This is a genomic window from Dyadobacter sp., from assembly GCF_051859145.1.
Lineage (GTDB): Bacteria > Bacteroidota > Bacteroidia > Cytophagales > Spirosomataceae > Dyadobacter.
The window spans coordinates 1-17,957 of the sequence record NZ_JBHYGF010000603.1 but is presented as its reverse complement, the minus strand read 5'-3'; the positions used below and the strand labels follow the sequence as shown (position 1 = coordinate 17,957).

At 47.4% G+C, this 17,957-nt stretch carries 12 protein-coding genes; 4 read left to right on the top strand and 8 right to left on the bottom strand.

The window, feature by feature from the left end; translation table 11 throughout:
- The 7 genes from ACTIE6_RS26840 to ACTIE6_RS26810 all read right to left on the bottom strand — a co-directional run.
- Positions 1-968: PmoA family protein (locus ACTIE6_RS26840; protein WP_439559563.1), on the bottom strand; the 968-nt coding region annotated here is incomplete at its 3' end.
- Between the two features lie 66 nt (positions 969-1,034).
- Entirely contained in the window at positions 1,035-2,375 is a 1,341-nt protein-coding gene (locus tag ACTIE6_RS26835; protein ID WP_439559562.1) for a Gfo/Idh/MocA family protein, read from the bottom strand.
- 113 nt (positions 2,376-2,488) lie between these two features.
- Positions 2,489-3,853: a 3-keto-disaccharide hydrolase gene (locus ACTIE6_RS26830; RefSeq protein WP_439559561.1), complete on the bottom strand. Its 1,365-nt coding sequence runs from the start codon at positions 3,851-3,853 to the stop codon at positions 2,489-2,491.
- Positions 3,854-4,018: 165 nt separating this feature from the next.
- Positions 4,019-4,930 carry a TIM barrel protein gene (locus ACTIE6_RS26825; RefSeq protein ID WP_439559560.1) on the bottom strand — a complete coding sequence of 304 codons (912 nt, stop codon included), beginning with the start codon at positions 4,928-4,930 and terminating at the stop codon, positions 4,019-4,021.
- Between the two features lie 125 nt (positions 4,931-5,055).
- Positions 5,056-6,714, bottom strand: a complete 1,659-nt coding sequence (locus tag ACTIE6_RS26820; RefSeq protein ID WP_439559559.1) for a RagB/SusD family nutrient uptake outer membrane protein — start codon at positions 6,712-6,714, stop codon at positions 5,056-5,058.
- Between the two features lie 36 nt (positions 6,715-6,750).
- A complete protein-coding gene (locus ACTIE6_RS26815) occupies positions 6,751-9,828 on the bottom strand; it encodes a SusC/RagA family TonB-linked outer membrane protein (protein ID WP_439559558.1) in 3,078 nt (1,025 codons plus the stop codon).
- Between the two features lie 498 nt (positions 9,829-10,326).
- On the bottom strand, positions 10,327-10,713 hold the full coding sequence (locus ACTIE6_RS26810) for a hypothetical protein (RefSeq protein ID WP_439559557.1): 387 nt from the start codon (positions 10,711-10,713) through the stop codon (positions 10,327-10,329).
- Positions 10,714-10,959: 246 nt separating this feature from the next.
- Between ACTIE6_RS26810 and ACTIE6_RS26805 the strand changes: the two genes are divergently transcribed.
- From ACTIE6_RS26805 to alaS, 4 genes are all read left to right on the top strand, one after another.
- The gene (locus ACTIE6_RS26805) at positions 10,960-13,902 is read left to right on the top strand and encodes a glycoside hydrolase family 9 protein (protein WP_439559556.1); all 2,943 of its coding nucleotides are present in this window, start codon (positions 10,960-10,962) and stop codon (positions 13,900-13,902) included.
- 109 nt (positions 13,903-14,011) lie between these two features.
- Positions 14,012-14,200 (top strand): RNA polymerase sigma factor, encoded by a 189-nt coding sequence (locus ACTIE6_RS26800; RefSeq protein ID WP_439559555.1) that lies wholly within the window; start codon positions 14,012-14,014, stop codon positions 14,198-14,200.
- Between the two features lie 24 nt (positions 14,201-14,224).
- Positions 14,225-14,587: an RNA polymerase sigma factor gene (locus tag ACTIE6_RS26795; RefSeq protein WP_439559554.1), complete on the top strand. Its 363-nt coding sequence runs from the start codon at positions 14,225-14,227 to the stop codon at positions 14,585-14,587.
- A gap of 15 nt (positions 14,588-14,602) precedes the next feature.
- Complete coding sequence (gene alaS, locus ACTIE6_RS26790) at positions 14,603-17,263, top strand: alanine--tRNA ligase (protein WP_439559553.1); 2,661 nt, start codon at positions 14,603-14,605, stop codon at positions 17,261-17,263.
- Positions 17,264-17,351: 88 nt separating this feature from the next.
- On the opposite strand, the gene ACTIE6_RS26785 is transcribed toward alaS, so the two are convergent.
- Positions 17,352-17,834, bottom strand: coding sequence for a CHRD domain-containing protein (locus tag ACTIE6_RS26785; RefSeq protein ID WP_439559552.1), 483 nt, complete (start codon positions 17,832-17,834; stop codon positions 17,352-17,354).
- Positions 17,835-17,957 lie beyond the last annotated feature (123 nt).

The window sequence follows — 17,957 nt, the reverse complement described above, 5'->3', positions numbered from 1 at the left end:
TGCTCGGAAGCAATTACCATACGGTAGCGGAATGTAGTAGATTCGCCTTTTTTCAATTTGAAATTCAGCACTTCCTTACCGTCGCTCAAAGCTTTCATCCCAAGCGGATTTACAGCAAATAAACCGTAGCCACGTGCGTGCCAGTAAGCAGGATAACCTACGTTCTTGGGATGGTCGATGATCGCCACGCTGATGTTTTCGTCTTTGATCTTGCCGGTCAGATTACACCATATTGCGCGTTTTCCCCACACAGCTTCACCTTCAATTCCATTGCTGTTGCGGTAATTACCGGTAATTCCCTCATTGTTCATGACAGGAACTTTGGTGGCAATGCCGCTTGCATCTGTAAAAATCTCGGGCTTGTTGGAAGGTAGTTCCAGCTCGCGCGCTACACGGATTGCGTACATTCCATCTTTGATATCCGGCATTGCAACTTCGTCCAGTACAGCGGTCAAAGTAGTACTGCGGTCGATCAAACGGTGATCGCCTTTGCCACTGAAAATGTATTTGGTAACTTCTTTCAAGGTCAGTTTTCCATCTTTATCCACCCAATCAGCTGTTACAGTCAGCTCACCTTTGTCTTTGCCGCTTTTCACCGAAGTAATGCCGGTGTGCAGGATCGTACCGTAGGCGCGTTTGGCGTGGTCTACCGCATCTGAATTGTTCCAGTAATCGTTTCCGTTTACATCTTCATAATTCAGCCAGATACCCACGTGGTGCGGGTGGTCTACGCGCTCGCCGGCGCGCGGATCCAGCGGCCAGCCTCTTGTAATGACAGTTCCTTTCGCCGTGTGAACAGGATAGAGAACTGCCTTTTTCAGGACGCTTTCACCAGGATAGTAGTAAGAAGTAAAAGGCTTGCCGTCGATTTTAACTTCAACTTTCTTCTCCTTCTCATTTTTAACCAGATCCACCTTTTGTGCATTGGCCACGCCAGCCCATGCAGTCAGCGAAAATGTAGCTAGAATTAAACCTGCGTTTTTTAATTTCACCTTCAATGCATTTAAGTTTTTGAAACCGCAACAGATCAGTACCTAGCTTAACACGATCTCCTTTTTCTTGTTATCCCAGCTCACGCGCTTGCCTGTATGCAAAGCCTGCGTCGCCATAATATTGGCCACCGAGTGATTGAAGCCAACACGCGCCGGTGCATTCGATTCCTTGCGGCTGCGGATACATTCCATCCAGTTGCGCATGTGCAGGGAAGTCATTGGGTCGGCGCCGGTATTGGCGTCAGTTGCGATTTTATCGCCCGTTTTCAACGACATTTCAGGAAGCAGGTTCGCTTCTAATCCCATTGATTTGGCATCTTTCGCTTTCAAGCCGCCTTCCGGTGTAATCTTGTTGGTATCCAGGTTGATCATACCGCCATTTGAATAGTAGTACTCTTTCACGCCGCCTGCTTCATTGTTGAAACGCGATGAATAAATTACCTGAAAACCTTTGCTCTTATCATCAAAAGGCCCGTACTCAAATGCGGCGCTGAAAGTATCTACATTCGTGCGACCATCTTTCCAGGTGTAAATACCTCCATTTGCCACCACATTCCGGGGCGCATCGAGACCTGAGAACCAGTGCACCGTATCAATCTGGTGTGCCATCCATTGTCCCGGGATACCTGATGAATAGGGATAGAAAAGGCGGAATTCAAGATAGTAACGCGGGTTCCACTCTACTTTCGGACGGTTCATCAGGAATCGCGTCCAGTCGGTATCTTCTTTTCTGATCTGGGATACCAGCTCTTTTCTTCTCCACCTGCCTGGCTGGTTTACATTCCAGGTCATTTCCACCGTAGTAATGTCCCCGAATTTTCCGGATTTGATATATTCATAAGCAGCCCAATAATTAGGCGCGCTGCGGCGCTGGGAGCCTACCTGCACAATCTGCTTGGAAGCTTCCACCGCCTTCAATGCAACTTTGGCATCTTCTAGTGTTTCGGCAAAAGGTTTTTCAACATACACATCACGTCCCGACTTCACTGCCTCGGCGCAATGCAATGCATGCTGGAAATCGGCAGTACTGATAATCACCGCATCCACATCCTTCCGGCCAAGCAATTCTTCGTTGTTGCGTGCTTTTACAAATTCGTTGGAAGCGTAAGGTTTGCCTTTCATGAAAGCTTCTGCCTCATCGCGGCGGCGGTTCCATAAGTCAGAAACGCCCATGAATTCAAAATTCAATTCTTTGGCATGATCAGAAAAACTGGGTGCCAGTGAGCTGCGAAAACGGTCTGAAAACCCTATGATACCAACACGAACGCGGTCATTCGCGCCAAGGATACGGCGGTAGCTAGCTGCACTGAAAGCATTTGCACCGACGGCCACACCCGCAGATGCCAGTGCTGTATTTTTGAGAAATTCCCTTCTGCTTGTCATTTTATTAAAAGGTTAATTTTAATGATCAGATCCGATTGCGACGGCAATCAGTTGTAAATAGGACTTGTCAGGTTATCTACTGTAATTTTAAATCTTTTTTCAAATCGTCATTTTCAAAGCTCACGCACTTTCAAACTGCGGAAAGAAACGTTATCGCCATGATCCTGCAACAGCAGATTTCCCTGCTGCGACATTCCAAAACCTTCAAAGTTTTTGAACTTGGAACTCATCACAAAATCCTTGAACTGCGGCGAGCCACGTACATATTCCACCACTTTGTATCCATTGAGGAAATGCTGCACGGTACCATCTTTTTGTACCACAATGCGCCCCTGGTTCCATTCACCAATCTTCTTCACCGAGTTTTTAGGTCTGTCGGCCGGTATCACGTCGTAAAAAGAAGCGATTGTACGATTTCCGTTTTTGCCCAGTTTGGCATCGGGATGTTTCTCATCGTCAAGTACCTGATACTCACACCCGATCCCTGATTTTCCATTCGCGCTGAATTTTTGGTCTACAAAATACTTCACACCGCTGTTAGCTCCTTCGGTCAGCTTGAACTCGAATTCAAACTCGAATGCAGGTCCGTACAGTTTTTTGGTTACAATATCATTTCCTGTTTCAGAACCATCCGATTTTGAGATCGTGATTGTACCGTCATTATAAGCCCAGCGTTTTGAAGGAAAGTCAGTGCCGCCGTAAGAGCGCCATTGATCCGCCGTTTTTCCATCATATAACAGCGACCAGCCCTGCGCCTTCTCGGCAGCATCCAATGCATTCGGGATCAGGTTTACAATGCGGATATTTGAAGCCGGACTTGGTTTCAGGTTTGTAGTTTGAATGCGCACATTCTTCCAGCTTACCTGCGTTGCTTCCAGGTCTTTGCTGCCAATGGAGTGCACTTGCAGACAAATGAACCCGCTCGGCGTCATATCATCAATCACGTGCGCCACTGCCACGCCGTTCAGGAAGGTACGGATCGAATTTCCGATTGCTTCAATGCGGTATTTATTCCATTGCTCCTTTTTAAAAGCCGTTTTTGCATCCGGGTTCAGGTCGAGCGGGTATAGCCAGCCGCGGCGGGCCTCATCATAAATCCCGGCTGAATATGCGCGGTCGCTCGGGTCAATTTCTACCTGATAACCGTGAACGCGGCCATTCTGGTAGTCAGGTTTTGACAAACTTCTGATCTGGATCCCGGAATTCAGCTTGTTATCAACTTTTACATCCACTTCCAGGATAAAGTCGCCATAATCTTTCTCGGTTGTGAGAAAAGAATTCGGTGTGCCCATTACCGAGGTGCCCACAATGGCGCCGTCTTTCACTTCGTATTTTGCCTGTCCATTCAGTTGCTTCCAGCCGGTGAGGTCTTTTCCATTGAAGAGATTCTGCCAGCCTCCCTTTGATTTCTGGGAGAAGGCAGGCAAGCATACGGCCAGCGAAAGCAGCCCGATAAAGGCGATTTTGATTTTTTTCATCTTAAAAAGGAATTGTTGTGTCGATGGGCAAACTAACGAATGTGTCCGCTCGCGCCGATTATTTAACGATTTATTTCAATAACTACCCCTACAAAAGCGGGTCAGGCCAGTAAATGCACTAAGAAACCCGCTGCCGGATTTTGCAAAAATATCTACCCTGCTGGCTTACAATGGATATTTCAGATTTTCCGTAATGTACTTTTTGTTAATCTCTGCGCAAACCAGCGGCGACTTCTCCGGATCAGGCACCCCGTCAAGCTCAACCACGGCCCAGCCTTTGAATTTGAGTTTGTCGAGCGAAGCAAATACAGCCGGAACATCTACCCTGCCCTGCCCCAGCTCTACGAATTTATAGCCGTTTTTAGTCTCCGCCGGTTTGGTATCCTTCAAATGCAATGAATGCAGGATGTTTTTGTATTTGATAACTGCGTCTTGCGGCTCGCCGCCGCCCTGCTTGTAGTGCGCGATATCCAGCAGCAACTTGATGTATTTCGGGTTCATGGCCTGCACGATCACATCCACTTCCTCGGGTGTTTCGCCCAGCTGGTTCATGTGGTTGTGGTAAACCGCCTGCACACCCAGGTCTGCCGTTTGCTTACCGATTTCGTTCATTACCTCAGCCAGCTTCTTCAATTCCTCCGTGGTAGGAAGCCTGTCTTTCGGACGAAGACTGTTGGTCAGCTGCATTGCATTTCCGCCCAGCGCTTTCACAAAACTCGCATGCGCCACGTGGGTATCGATCGTACTTTGCAGTTTGGCAGGATCCGTTTCTACATTGCCGCTGGAAAACATCGCGAGTGTCAGGTTGTTTTTTTCCAAAAGGGCTTTCAGCTCCGAAGGTTTGTTGCGGTAAGGCCCGAAAGTGTTGGCGCGCAGCTGGATTCCTTTAAAGCCTAAACCTGCTAGTTCAGTAATGGCCTGTTCATCCTTCCCGCCCCAAGTAATCGAGGAATAAGCAATTTTAATATCTCCTTTTTTGAACAATGCATCTGCGAAGGAGCTCGCAGATAACAAAGTTGCTCCCGCCAGACCAGCAGTTTTCAGAAAGTCGCGACGGTTTGTAAAATTCATATCCATGTTTTATGTTTTGATCAGATCCTGTTTCTTTTCCATAGACTGTATAAAGAAAGAAAGCCCCTGAACCAGGGACTTTCCTCTTTGATCTTGCATTAAATTATAGCTCGGTTTGAAATTGCATTTCCTCAATATCCAGGGTTTTGCGGATAGGCAGACGGGCCGCCAGCTGTTCTGTCAATCTGATCCTGGGGAATGGGGCGCAGGTTGTGGAACTCCTTGATATTGGCAGCGCCATCAGGGTTGTACAGCTTCACGCGCTCCACCAGGTTACCCCAGCGTTTCAGGTCAAACCACCGGAACATTTCGCCAGCCAGCTCACGCTCGCGTTCTTCCATGATGAAGTCCATTGTTGCTTTTGCAGCCGTAATTTCCATCGCAGCTTCTTTGCCAGGCCAGGCGGCACGGCGGCGTAAGACGTTGATATGCGCGGCAGCTTCTGCGTTCTTGCCCTGACGGATCAATGCTTCCGCAGCGATCAAATGCGTCTCGGCCAGACGGAACATCAAAAAGTCGCGGCTTCCCTGCTCGTAAGTCCTGTCAGGACGAAGTGCATCCAGGAATTTTCTCAGCACGGGAAACAAATTGGCTTTGTACAAACTTGGCGTAAGTACCTGATACGGTCTTTTGGCACGCTCAGCTTCGGACATTTCGTAACCTGGAATAAAGATCGTGGTATCACCGGAAGCAAATGTCAGCTGCTTTTTAGATGTATCAAACAGGTTGGTATACGTGCCAGGCTTGTTGCTCTTCCAGGTATCCTTGAATGTCTTTTTATAACGTGAATCATTCACCCGATCCGCTGGTGCAAAAACCGTCTCCAACATATAAGTAGTTGGCCTGAAGCGTTTGAATGGACGCCCGTTTTCAGTATCGCGCTGCATTCCTGCCTGGGTATCGTATTCCATTCCGAAATAAAGGTGGGTACGGTTACCAATTCCGTTTGTCAATGGATCGGAAGTATACTGAGTAGCAAAAATTACTTCATTATTGATCTCACCTCCACCTTGTACCCAAAGACTAGCAAAGTCGGGCAGCAGGGTGAATGAATAATTCTTGATCACATTTTCCGCGTAAGTGGCCGCTTTTACGTAATCATCTGCCGCTTTCGCCTCTGATGTCGCTTTGGTAAGGTAAACTCTTGCCAGTAAATGCTCGGTTGCAGCCTTGGTAACCCGACCGTAATCAGAAGTTGCCAGTCCTAAATCAGGCAATGCGGATTCAAGATCTGAAATGATCTGTGCATAAATTTCCGGAACCGGGGCACGTGTGAACTCTTTGTTAGCTACCAGATTACCTTTTGTAACAAGAGAAACAGGCCCGAACATTTGAACCAGAATAAAATAATGATGCGCCCTCAGAAATTTAACCTCAGCCACGCGGCGCTTCACCAGAGCCGGATCCAGGCCGGTGATATTCGGCGATACATCGATCACGATATTTGCCGTATTAATCGCAGGATAAAAGCTGTTCCATATCGCGTTGGTTACGCCCAATCTGCCATCGATCTGCGAGGTATACTGGTTGACAAATTTGAAAGAACCATCGGCACCCATGGTGTAAGTATCAGTACCAAAGATACTGAGTGTCATGGCGTCCTCCGTTCCATAGTAGTTCCGGAGAGAAGAATAAACCCCTTTCACAGCCGCTTCAAATCCAGCCGGTGTATTGATGTATTCGCTGCCTACCTGCGAGATCGGCGTTTCTTCCAGCAGGTCGCTGCAAGATTGGCTTCCCAAAAGCAGCGTTGCAGCCAGTAATATCTTAAATCGAAATAATACCTTCATATCTATATAATTATAATAGTAAGCGACTGGTTGAACTTAGATTTTCAGGTTAATACCGAATGTAATCTGCCGTACAGCCGGTGTCTGGTCGGCGTTAATATCTCCATCCGTTTCGTTGTCAATTCCCTTGTACTTGGTCCTGTATTCGGAGAAAATGAATGGCTGCTGGGCGCTCATGAATACACGCAAACTGCCGATTTTCATTTTCTCTGTCAGCTTGGACGGGAAGTTGTAGCCCAGGTTGATGTTACGCACTTTAATGAATGTACCGTCAAAATAAAGTACGGTCGAGCGGAATGGAGGAAACTCCTGGCTTTGGTTTGGTCTTGGAAACTCATTGGTTGGGTTTTCCGGAGTCCAGTAGTCGATATCAAGGTTGTTATAGCGACCAGCCAGTGTCATGTTATCCTGGTGGAACAAGCTGCGGAACATACTTCCAAATCTCGCAAAAACGAAAATCGACAGATCGAAACCCTTGTACTCAAAACGGTTGGTCATACCCATTGAAAACTTAGGTACTTGTGAGCCCAGAATGACGCGGTCAAACGGATCGATTTTACCGTCGCCATTTGTATCCTGGATCTTGATCTGGCCCGGCGCACTCTGGTATTTCTTAGCCTCTTCCACCTCGTTCAACTGCCAGATACCGATCTTTTTGTAGTCAAAATAAGCGGTAAGTGGCTGGCCGATAAATCTTGCATTACCGATATCATCCACTTTTCCATTGAAGAGTTCAAGAATTTTCTCCTTGTTTTTTGTCAGCTGAAAATCGGTATTCCAGCGGAAGCCATTTGCCGCATCCACATTCACGGTCGAGAGTGTCACCTCGATACCGCTGTTCCGTGTACTTCCTACGTTGCGGCGCACCTGGCTGAAACCGCTTGTAATTGGAAGCTGATCCAGCAAAAGCAGGTCTTTGGTATCTGCCTGGTAATATTCAAGCGAGCCCGATACCCGGCCTTTGAAAACACTGAAATCCAGACCGATATTGGCAGTAGACGTAGTTTCCCATTTCAACAATGAGTTACCCAGTGAACCCGGTGCATACCCGAAGCCCGCAGCTGTACCGAATGCATAAGAAGTCCTGCTCAGCAAAGCCTGTGTCTGATAAGGATCAATCGCCGTATTACCCGTAGACCCGTAGCTGGCGCGAAGTTTCAATTCATCCACCCAGTTTACATTTTTCAGGACAGGTTCATTGCTGATGTTCCAGCCCAATGCTACCGACGGGAAAAATCCGTACTTGGTATCTGCACCAAACCGCGACGAACCATCGTACCTGCCCGTTACTGTCAACAGGTATTTCTCATTGAAATCGTAGTTGATACGCGCCATGTAGGAGTTCAGCACCCAGCGCGCCAGGTTGGAACCTACGCCATTCACTATGGTTGCCTGGCCCAGATTGTAAAACTCCTGCGACTCTGCCGGTATCCCTGTAACACTGAAAGTATTGGTTTCCAAGTCGTCTTTCTGAACAGAGTGCAGCAACGTCACGCCCAGGTTATGCTTGCCGGCGATCTGTTTGTTATACATTAAAATGTTTTCTAATGTATAGTTGAACTGGTATTCGTTGAACTGAAAACCAGTCGGATCCCCGCCGCGTCGTGCATTGGTCTGGCTGCCTACAAATCGGCCGATGCGCCGGTTGTTCAGGTCAGGCCCGAAATTGACGCGGTACTTCAAACCTTCCAGGATCGTCCATTCTCCATAAATACTGTTGAAAAGCCTGATTCGCTTGGTCAGATCTATCTGTGCACCTGGTACGATTTCAGCAATCGGGTTGGTTCTCAAACCGTCGGTTGTCGGCAGAAATATCAGCTTGCCATTGTCATCGTAAGGTTTCCCAAGGGGATTTTCCGCGAGCGCGCCGCCGAATGGGTTAAAGTTTTCACCGTTTCTTGTACTGTATACACCCAATGTAGAAGTCCCGATCTTGATCCTTTTTGAAATCTGGTGGTCCAGGTTGATGCGGAAAGTGTAGCGGGTGAAATCCTGGTTGTAGATAATCCCTTTGTCATTAAAGTAGTTAGCAGAAATTGAAAACTGCGTTTTCTCATTTCCGCCCTGCAAACCCACCTGGTGGCTTTGAATATGGCCCGGACGGAGCAGGTAGGATTGATAGTCGGTAGTACGGTTGTTTTTGATACCATCGAGTTCAATAGGTTCAAACAGCTTCGCGTCAGCTTCGGCAGTGGCTGGTCCTGCTGGATACAGAGGCAAGCCCGTTTTCGCGTCTATAACCGCCCTTCTTGACTCGCGTTTGTACTCTGCAAACTCAGGACCGGTCATGACATCAATTTTCCCCAGCTCTTTGGAAGAACCATAATAGCCATCATAACTCACAACCGTTTTGCCCGGCTTACCACGTTTAGTTGTGATCAGAACAACACCATTGGAGCCGCGTGAACCATAAATGGCAGTTGCAGAAGCATCTTTCAATACCTCCATCGAAGCAATATCATTGGGGTTAAAATCATCGATGTTACCTGCCAACGGAATTCCGTCCACTACATACAGCGGATCGTTGGAAGCGTTAATGGACCTTCTACCGCGTATCCTGACCGTTGGGCCGGCGCCAGGTTTGCTGCTGGCCTGTACTACGTCAACTCCTGCTGCCCGGCCTTGCAAAGCCTGGCGCGCATTTGTAATAGGTAACTCTCCGATCTCCTTTGCGCCTACGGATGAAATGGCACCGGTCAACTGGCTCTTTTTCTGAGTTCCATAACCTACAACTACCACTTCCCCCAGCGTCTTCAGGTCACTTGCCAGCGCGATATCTACCACGCTTCTGTTGCCTACTGCAACTTCCTGAGTAACAAATCCTACTGCTGAAAATACCAGTATTCCGCCATCGTCGGGAACGTCAATTTTATATACTCCGTCTGCATCGGTATTGGTACCGTTGCGACTGCCTTTTAACACGACCGACACGCCGGGGATAGGTGCGTTGTCTTCGGTACCTAAGATTTTACCAGTCACAGTCCGGTCGATTAATGAAACGACATCTTCGGCAGGCCGCGTGGCAAGCGCCTGGCCTGCATAGCCCGTGACAATGATCCCCGCCATTGTCAGCTGCCTAAGTATCTGACCAACAGTCGTAAAGTTTTTTTTCATACGCTTACATGATTTGCATTAAGGTTAATTCGATTATTTATTAGACGATTATACCACATAAAACCCTTAAAAGAAAAAGTATATTTTTTCTTGAAATATTTATTTATCGTAAACGAGTGGTGACTTATAGGCAATTTACTTGCCTGGGGGTAGCGTTATTCAATGCACTTTTGAACAATTTCAATAACCATATTATTTACGCTCAAAGTACAATTTGAAACTTAGCTCAGGATAGAGATTTGGCAAGAAAAACGGAACTAATGCAGGAAGTTTATTTATGCAATCGATGTCGGGAACGTTATCAACATAGACATTTACAAACATTTTATTGTAAAATCTTAGCATACAGTACAAAAATATATACGTATTATGCTTTTAAATAATGCCGACTAATTGAACTATACCAAGAAAAATTAGAAAAGATATTTGCGAAGACTTAAAGGCAGGTGAGTAAAACGCAATCATGCGAAACGTACAAGCCTGGGGGCTAAAAACAGCTCAGCGGCTAGTGAAAATGAAGTAGAATAAAAAAAAAAGAAAGGTGACCGACATCAAAATCAGGATGATGCTTCGCGCAATGGAGTTGTTGCCCGAAGTGTCGCCGGTAGACTTTTTGGCTTCACGGTCGCCGATGATATCCAGAGAACTGCGTATTCTCCCCCATAACGAATTCACATCCTGACTGGTCAGTGAATCCGGTCTCCAATCTGATGCGATCAATACGAGTTCACGGGCTTTCTCGACAGTTTCCTGCCGAGACGGATACTTGATAATCCAGTTTTCCCAAAATGAGCGGATCGCCTGATCGTCAGGGAAACGCACCCAGCGAATGAAGAGGTTTTCCATCGCCAACTCCTCAGCCGATAACTCTGAAAACGGTTTCATTTTTGTAGCGCGTTAAAGTTTACAACTTCACAAAAGATTCAATCAGCGCAAGGTGTCTGTATTATTTCTCTGTTAAGCTTCTGATCAAAAAAGAGGCCCGCCAGCTGTTTATACTCACTGAAAAACGGTCAACTCACACCAATCCGCGCCAAACAGGCCCTGTAACAGCAGAAACATTTTCAGACCAAAACATATATTCCTGCGCAACTGTCAGTCATAACATTGATTGCACCAACCATCATGCTTATGAGACAGCTACTTCATTCAATTCTGGTAGTTTTAGTGTTGCAGCAGGCTGCGGCAGCGCAGAACAAACTACTCTGGGACGGGGAAAATACCGGGCCTGCAACTTGTACTACCGCCTACGGGTCGATATTGTCGGGCGCTGATGCACATGCGGGCAATTTCTACTTCCGGGCAGAACCGGACAATTCGCATTCACCCCGCATTGCATTCAATTGTACCGGTATGTGGCGGTCGGACATTTCAAGGTTTGACGAGCTTCGCTTTTTTATCAAATCCAGTCAACCGGACCAGAGCACTTCGGTTCGTTTTACAACCTATTTTGCCAAGAGTAACTGGGTTAACCTTCAACCTTACCTGCAAACAAGCGGAACGATCGGCACTGAGTATCAGGAAGTAGTAATTCCATTGACTGCATTGAAAACCGCAACGTACAATCTGAGCTCCATTGAATTTTTGGAATTCGCCACTTCGCCGGTTGCTCAGGTTAAGTTCTATGTGGACGATATTTCACTGCGTGACCAAACTCCGCCCATTATTTCATTTGAGCCCGTTTCGCAGCAAGTTGCCAAGCTGCGCATCAGCGAGCGACCAGACGCGGTAACCTGTTACAATTTGCCGCATTACAGTATCAGCAGTTCAACAGACGTAGATTTCCAGAGCGCTACCAATCCGGTGAAAGTAGGCAGGCACGCATTCGTAACCGGACTGGTGCCACAATCTGGAAGTGCGATCGTGCAGCACGAGCTGTTCCTGATTTTTGACAAACCTTTTAAAGATGGGAAAACCTATACTTTACACGTTTCAGAACTCCTGGATCCCGCTGGTAATGCAGCCACTTTTGATACCACATTCACTTTTTCCGGGCTGGCGATCTTTGGGAATGTCAAAGTAAACCAGGTGGGCTATCTGCCGGATAGTCCAAAGCTGGCTAAGCTGGGGAATTTTCTGGGTGATGCAGGAGGCCTACCCATTGATCCTGCTAATCCACCTGTTTTCCAGCTATTGGATCAGCAAGACAATGTTGCTTTTCAGGGAGAATGCGAGTTCCTGAAAACCGACCCGCTTTTTAGCGGCGAGGAGGTCTTTGAACTTGATTTTTCTGCATTCAAAACTCCTGGCAAGTACTATATATATGTGCCGGGTTTCGGCCGGTCGGACAATTTTGAAATCGGCCCCGACGTATATAATCAAACCTACCACCATACCGCGCGTGCGCTCTACTTTCAACGATCCGGCACTCTGTATCCGGACAATGCGGGAGAATGGGAGAGAAAGGGATTGCCCGACGGAGAAGCCGAGATACACGCAAGCCACCTGAACTCGCCACTTTATAGCGCCACCGACTATGCGCCGGGAACAAAAATCCCAATGGAGGGCGGCTGGCTGGATGCGGGCGACTATGGCAGGTATGTACCTACTGCGGCCAGTGCAGTATTTACGCTATTCACTGCATTTGAGCTGTATCCTGAAAAATTTCCTGATGCACACCTCAACATTCCCGAAAGCGCAAACCGTGTACCTGACATACTGGACGAAGCAAAGTACGAGCTGGACTGGCTGATGCAAATGCAGGCGCCGGATGGCGGCGTTTACTTCCGGGTTACACCGGCACTGTGGTCGACCGGGCTTCCCGCGCAGGAAAACCATACGCTCTTTGTTTCGGAAAAAACAACGCAATCTACCGCCATGTTCGCTGCCGTGATGGCGATGGCCTACCGGAACCTGAAAAACTATTTTCCTGAATACGCAGATGTGTGTCTCGACAAAGCGATTCAGGCCTGGGCGTTCTTAGCTGCGCATCCGCAAGCATCAGCGCCGGTGAATGTGCCGGGCATTTCAGCTGGCCCCTACCCTGATCCCGAGGATCGTGACAACCGCGCGTGGGCTGCAGCTGAATTGTACAAGGCAACAGGCCAAGCGGGATACAATGCCGATTTCCTAAACTTATATGGTCAGATTCCGCACGAGTTCCATGCGACAATGAGCTGGCAGCAGCATACAATGAAAGCGGCGTGGGCGTATGCAACTACCCAGTTTGATAACGACCCAACGATTGTCACTGAATTTAAAGAGAAGCTGGAAACCGTGATTCTGGCAGATTATTACGACCGCACCATGAATATACATGCGTATCGCGGCGCATACCATCCCTTCAAAAATTACATTGGCTACGGTACCTTCGGAATGGCGCAGAGTTATGCATTTGACTACATTATGTTCAGCCATCTGCTTCAAAAACCTGAATTGCTGGATCTTGCCAAAATTCAGCTTGATATCCCGCTGGGCAACAATCCACTGTCTAAAACCTTCATTACGGGCGTCGGTAAAAATAGTCCGCGCTCTCCACTCCATTGGTCGACTGTGACGAATCAGTTTGCAGACCCTGTCCCTGGTGTACCTGTTTTTGGACCGGCAGCGTCGCTGGTAATGAACCGCCCGTCGAGCTTTGCCATTCAGGATTCGCTGAACAGGTATCCTTATGGATTTAAAAAAGAAGATCCTTATCCGGTTTTGAGAAGGTATACTGATGCGCGGGAGGCGGTTGAAATGTCGGAATTCACAGTACAGGAGATAGCCGTAACTGCTGCCGTATTTGCGTTTTTCAGTTCCGTGGTAAATGACCCGTTACCTGTGGAACAGGCTGCCTTAGAAGTGCAGACCGAAAATTGCCGCACAAACATGGAGCGGAATACAGAGTTTGAGCTAGCTTATGTAGAACGTAATATGTTCAAGCTGGAAGCAAAACCAGCAGAAAACGTGAAGAGCGACTTGCTGACAGGCCAACTCTACGACATCTCAGGCGCTAAAAAGCACTCTTTCAAGGTAAATGCGGCCGGTACTACCCACTTTGAAGGCAATGCATTGCTTCCCGGAATTTACATTTTAAAGGTGCAAAATCAGTCCGGCGATCCTGTTTTTACCGAAAAATTGATCATATACTAAACTTGCACATTGGTTAGTACCACAGAATAACCCACGATCCCTTTTGCATTTCCCTGATGATCAGCCAGTCAGATTTGTACCTAATTTGAACCCGGCACACTTAACTATCATGGACTTGCATCACGAATCTGACCTGTGTCAGGAAACACTGCTCGAACTGATAAAAGCAGACAGCGATGCTGCTTTTACAACCTTTTACATAGCCTATCACGATAAGATCTGCGGCTATGCGCATAAGCTTACCCAATCGAGGGAACAGGCGCAGGACATTGCGCAGGATGTTTTTTTAAAGATGTAGGAAAACAAAAAGAGGCTCGCCAACGTGAAACATGTAAAGAGGTACCTGTTCACGATCTGCCGGAACACTTCGCTGACCTTGCAGGCGCGTGCCGCCTGCGAGCAGCGCATCAGAGAACAGCTAAGCGCTGAATATCAACCATTCCAGGCAGAAGTTGAACAATCGCCGCGCCACGAAAAACAGGAACTGCTGCTTAAACTCGCCATTAAGCAGCTACCTCCGAGGCGCCGCCGGATTTTCTGGCTGTGTAAGATAGAAGGAAAAAGTCACCGCGAAGTCGCTGGGGAGCTGGGTGTGAGCCCCGGCACTATCAATGACCATATCGTGAAAGCGACGAGGGCAATCCGTAATTTTATTTACCTTTGCGGCTCATTTCAGGAGACTTAGTACAACCAATATACAATGACCTCGCATCAAATACGTCAGGCTTTTCTCGATTTTTTCCGCAGTAAGCAACACCTCATCGTGCCTTCGGCTCCCCTGGTAGCCAAAAACGATCCCACGCTGATGTTCAACAACTCGGGAATGGCGCAGTTTAAAGACTTTTTTTTAGGAAATGGAACACCGCCTTCAAGAAGAATTGCCGACACGCAGAAATGTCTGCGCGTATCTGGTAAACACAATGATTTAGAGGACGTTGGATTTGATACCTATCATCATACCATGTTCGAAATGCTCGGCAACTGGTCATTTGGTGATTATTTCAAAAAAGAAGCAATCGCATGGGCCTGGGAGCTTTTGACGGAGGTTTATAAACTGCCAAAAGACAGATTGTATGTTTCCGTTTTTGAAGGCGATGCCAGCGACGGTGTGCCTTTTGACCAGGAAGCCTGGGATTTATGGAAAGGAATTGTTGGCGAAGACCGCATTATTCTTGGTAACAAAAAAGATAATTTCTGGGAAATGGGCGACACGGGCCCTTGCGGTCCGTGTTCCGAAATCCACGTAGATTTAAGAAGTCCGGCAGAAGTTGCAGAGGTGTCGGGCAAGTTGCTGGTGAATAATGACCACCCTCAGGTAGTTGAAATCTGGAACCTGGTTTTTATGCAATTTGAGCGCAAAGCCGACGGTTCACTGATCCCGCTTCCTGCTACGCACGTTGACACCGGAATGGGTTTCGAGCGGCTTTGTATGGCGATCCAGCAAAAAACCTCCAACTACGATACCGATGTTTTCCAGAACACCATCCAGGTACTGGAAACGCTCTCGGGCAAAAAGTACGGATCGGGTGAGGAGCCTTTTGCAGATATCGCAATGCGCGTGATTTCAGATCACATTCGCGCGGTTGCATTTGCAATTACCGACGGACAGCTGCCTTCCAATGTAAAGGCTGGCTATGTGATCCGCAGGATTTTGCGCCGCGCGGTTCGATACGGTTATTCTTACCTGGGCTTCCAGGAGCCATTCTTCTATAAGCTGGTAGCCGTTCTCGCAGATCAGTTCAAAGATGTTTTTACCGAACTGAAAGCACAAGAAGAATTTGTAGCCAAGGTAATCCTGGAAGAAGAAAGAAGCTTCCTGCGTACACTTGAATCAGGACTGAAAAGACTGGATACCATCACAGCTACATTAAAAAGCAAGGGTATCAATACGATCCCGGGCGATGAGGTTTTTGAACTCAGCGATACATTCGGGTTCCCGGTTGACCTTACTGCATTGATCGCGAGGGAAAAAGGATTGCTGATCGACGAAGCTGGCTTTCAGGATGCACTGGCAGAACAGAAAAAACGATCACGCCAGGATGCAGCCAAAGAAGCTACCGACTGGATTGAAGTAAGAGAAGCAGATGGAGTTGAATTCCTGGGTTACGATTTTGAGGAAACCCACAGTCACATTGTTAAATACAGAAAAGTAAAGACCAAGACAGGCGAAGAGTACCATATTGTACTAGACCGCACACCTTTTTATGCCGAAATGGGTGGCCAGGTTGGAGATACCGGGGTACTTCTGGTGAATGGGCAGGAAAAGGCAGAAGCTGAAAGTAAGATCAATATCGTTGATACAAAAAAGGAAAATGATCTTTTTGTCCACATTTCGCGCGACAAGAACCTGGATGAAATCCTGCAAAACGCCGGGATTGTCACAGCCAGAATTGATATGGATCGTCGCTCGAAGATCGAGTCCAACCACTCTGCTACGCACTTGATGCTGTCGGCAATGCGTGAGGTATTAGGCTCGCACGTGGGTCAGAAAGGTTCATTCCTGAACGATGAAGTGTTGAGATTTGACTTCTCACATTTCACCAAAGTAACAGACGAGGAACTCTCCAAAATAGAGGACCGCGTGAATGAAAAAATCCGCGAAAATATTGCGTTAGAAGAACGCCGCAATGTACCGATCCAGCAAGCACTGAATGAAGGCGCTACTGCTACATTTGGCGAGAAATATGGCGATTTTGTAAGACTGATCATTTTTGATCCAAACTATTCCTTTGAACTGTGCGGAGGTACACACGTGCCTTCTACCGGTCAGATTGGCGTGTTCAAGTTTACTTCCGAAGGTTCTGTGTCAGCAGGAGTTCGCCGGGTAGAAGCGGTTACAGGTGAAAAAGCACTGGAATTGATGCGTGCGCAGGAAGCTGTTTTATCTAAAATCAAAGACCTGCTTAAAAATCCGACAGACCTGATAAAAGCAGTGGAAGGGTTGCTTGACGAGCGTACTGCATTGCAGAAGAAAATCACGAATCTCGAAAATGAGAAAATCCAGTCGCTTAAAGCTGCGTTGGTTGAAAACATAGAGACACACCGGACATTTAACCTCATTGTAGAAAAGGTAAGTGTTCCCTCAGCTGACTCTTTGAAGCAACTTTCTTACGAACTCCGCGACCAGGTAGAAAATCTGATCGCTGTTTTTGGTGCCGAGATCGCGGGTAAGCCTCAGCTTTCCGTTTTCATCGCAGAGAACATCGTGCAGGAAACCGGCCTCAATGCTGGTAAGATTGTGAAAGAGCTGGCGCAGGAAATCCGCGGCGGTGGTGGCGGTCAGCCATTTTTTGCAACCGCGGGAGGTTCTGACGCATCCGGATTGGACAATGCGCTTGAAAAGGCAAAGGGATTATTTTAAGAAACCAACATATTGAAAATGCAAAAGAGCGGATCTGATTCAGATACCGCTCTTTTTTTGCAGCGTTTCTTTTCCGCAACGTTGAGTATTAATTTTCTGTTTTCAGCTGGCCGCGAATTTCTCCTGTTGGATACTTCACTGTGTGTATGTTCACGTAATACAATCCGGCCTTCAAGTCTGCAACCTGCGCTTCTGTCAAGGTATCGACGAAAGCGGAAGGTGATTTAATGTCTTTCCCCAAATCAATCACCAGTGAACCTGTTGAATCTGCCGATGCCTTGTAGATAGCCCAGGCGGTTGGTGTAAACACAGAATCCGTCGCTGTTGAATCGGACGTCGAGTCACTGTACATAATATTCAGTTTCAGGATTCTCGATTCCTGATCTAACACACCATCTACTGAACCGGTAGCTGTTGATGGATTAGCTGGTATTGCGTTGGCACCCGAAAGCGTAGTACTTACTTTCAGCTCAGGCAATACGGGAGTTGGGTCTGTTGTTTCGTCGTCATCCGTACACGCAGCAAACATTCCGCCGACCAGGAACACACCCAAAAATGCTAATTTTCTCATAGTCCTTTGTTTTGGTAAATAAATTGGTTTAGCCGGACAAGGTAAATAATGATACCCTCGTCCGGCTAAGCCGACAAATAACTGGTTATGAGAAAATTACTATTTCAGCCGCAATCTGTCAGA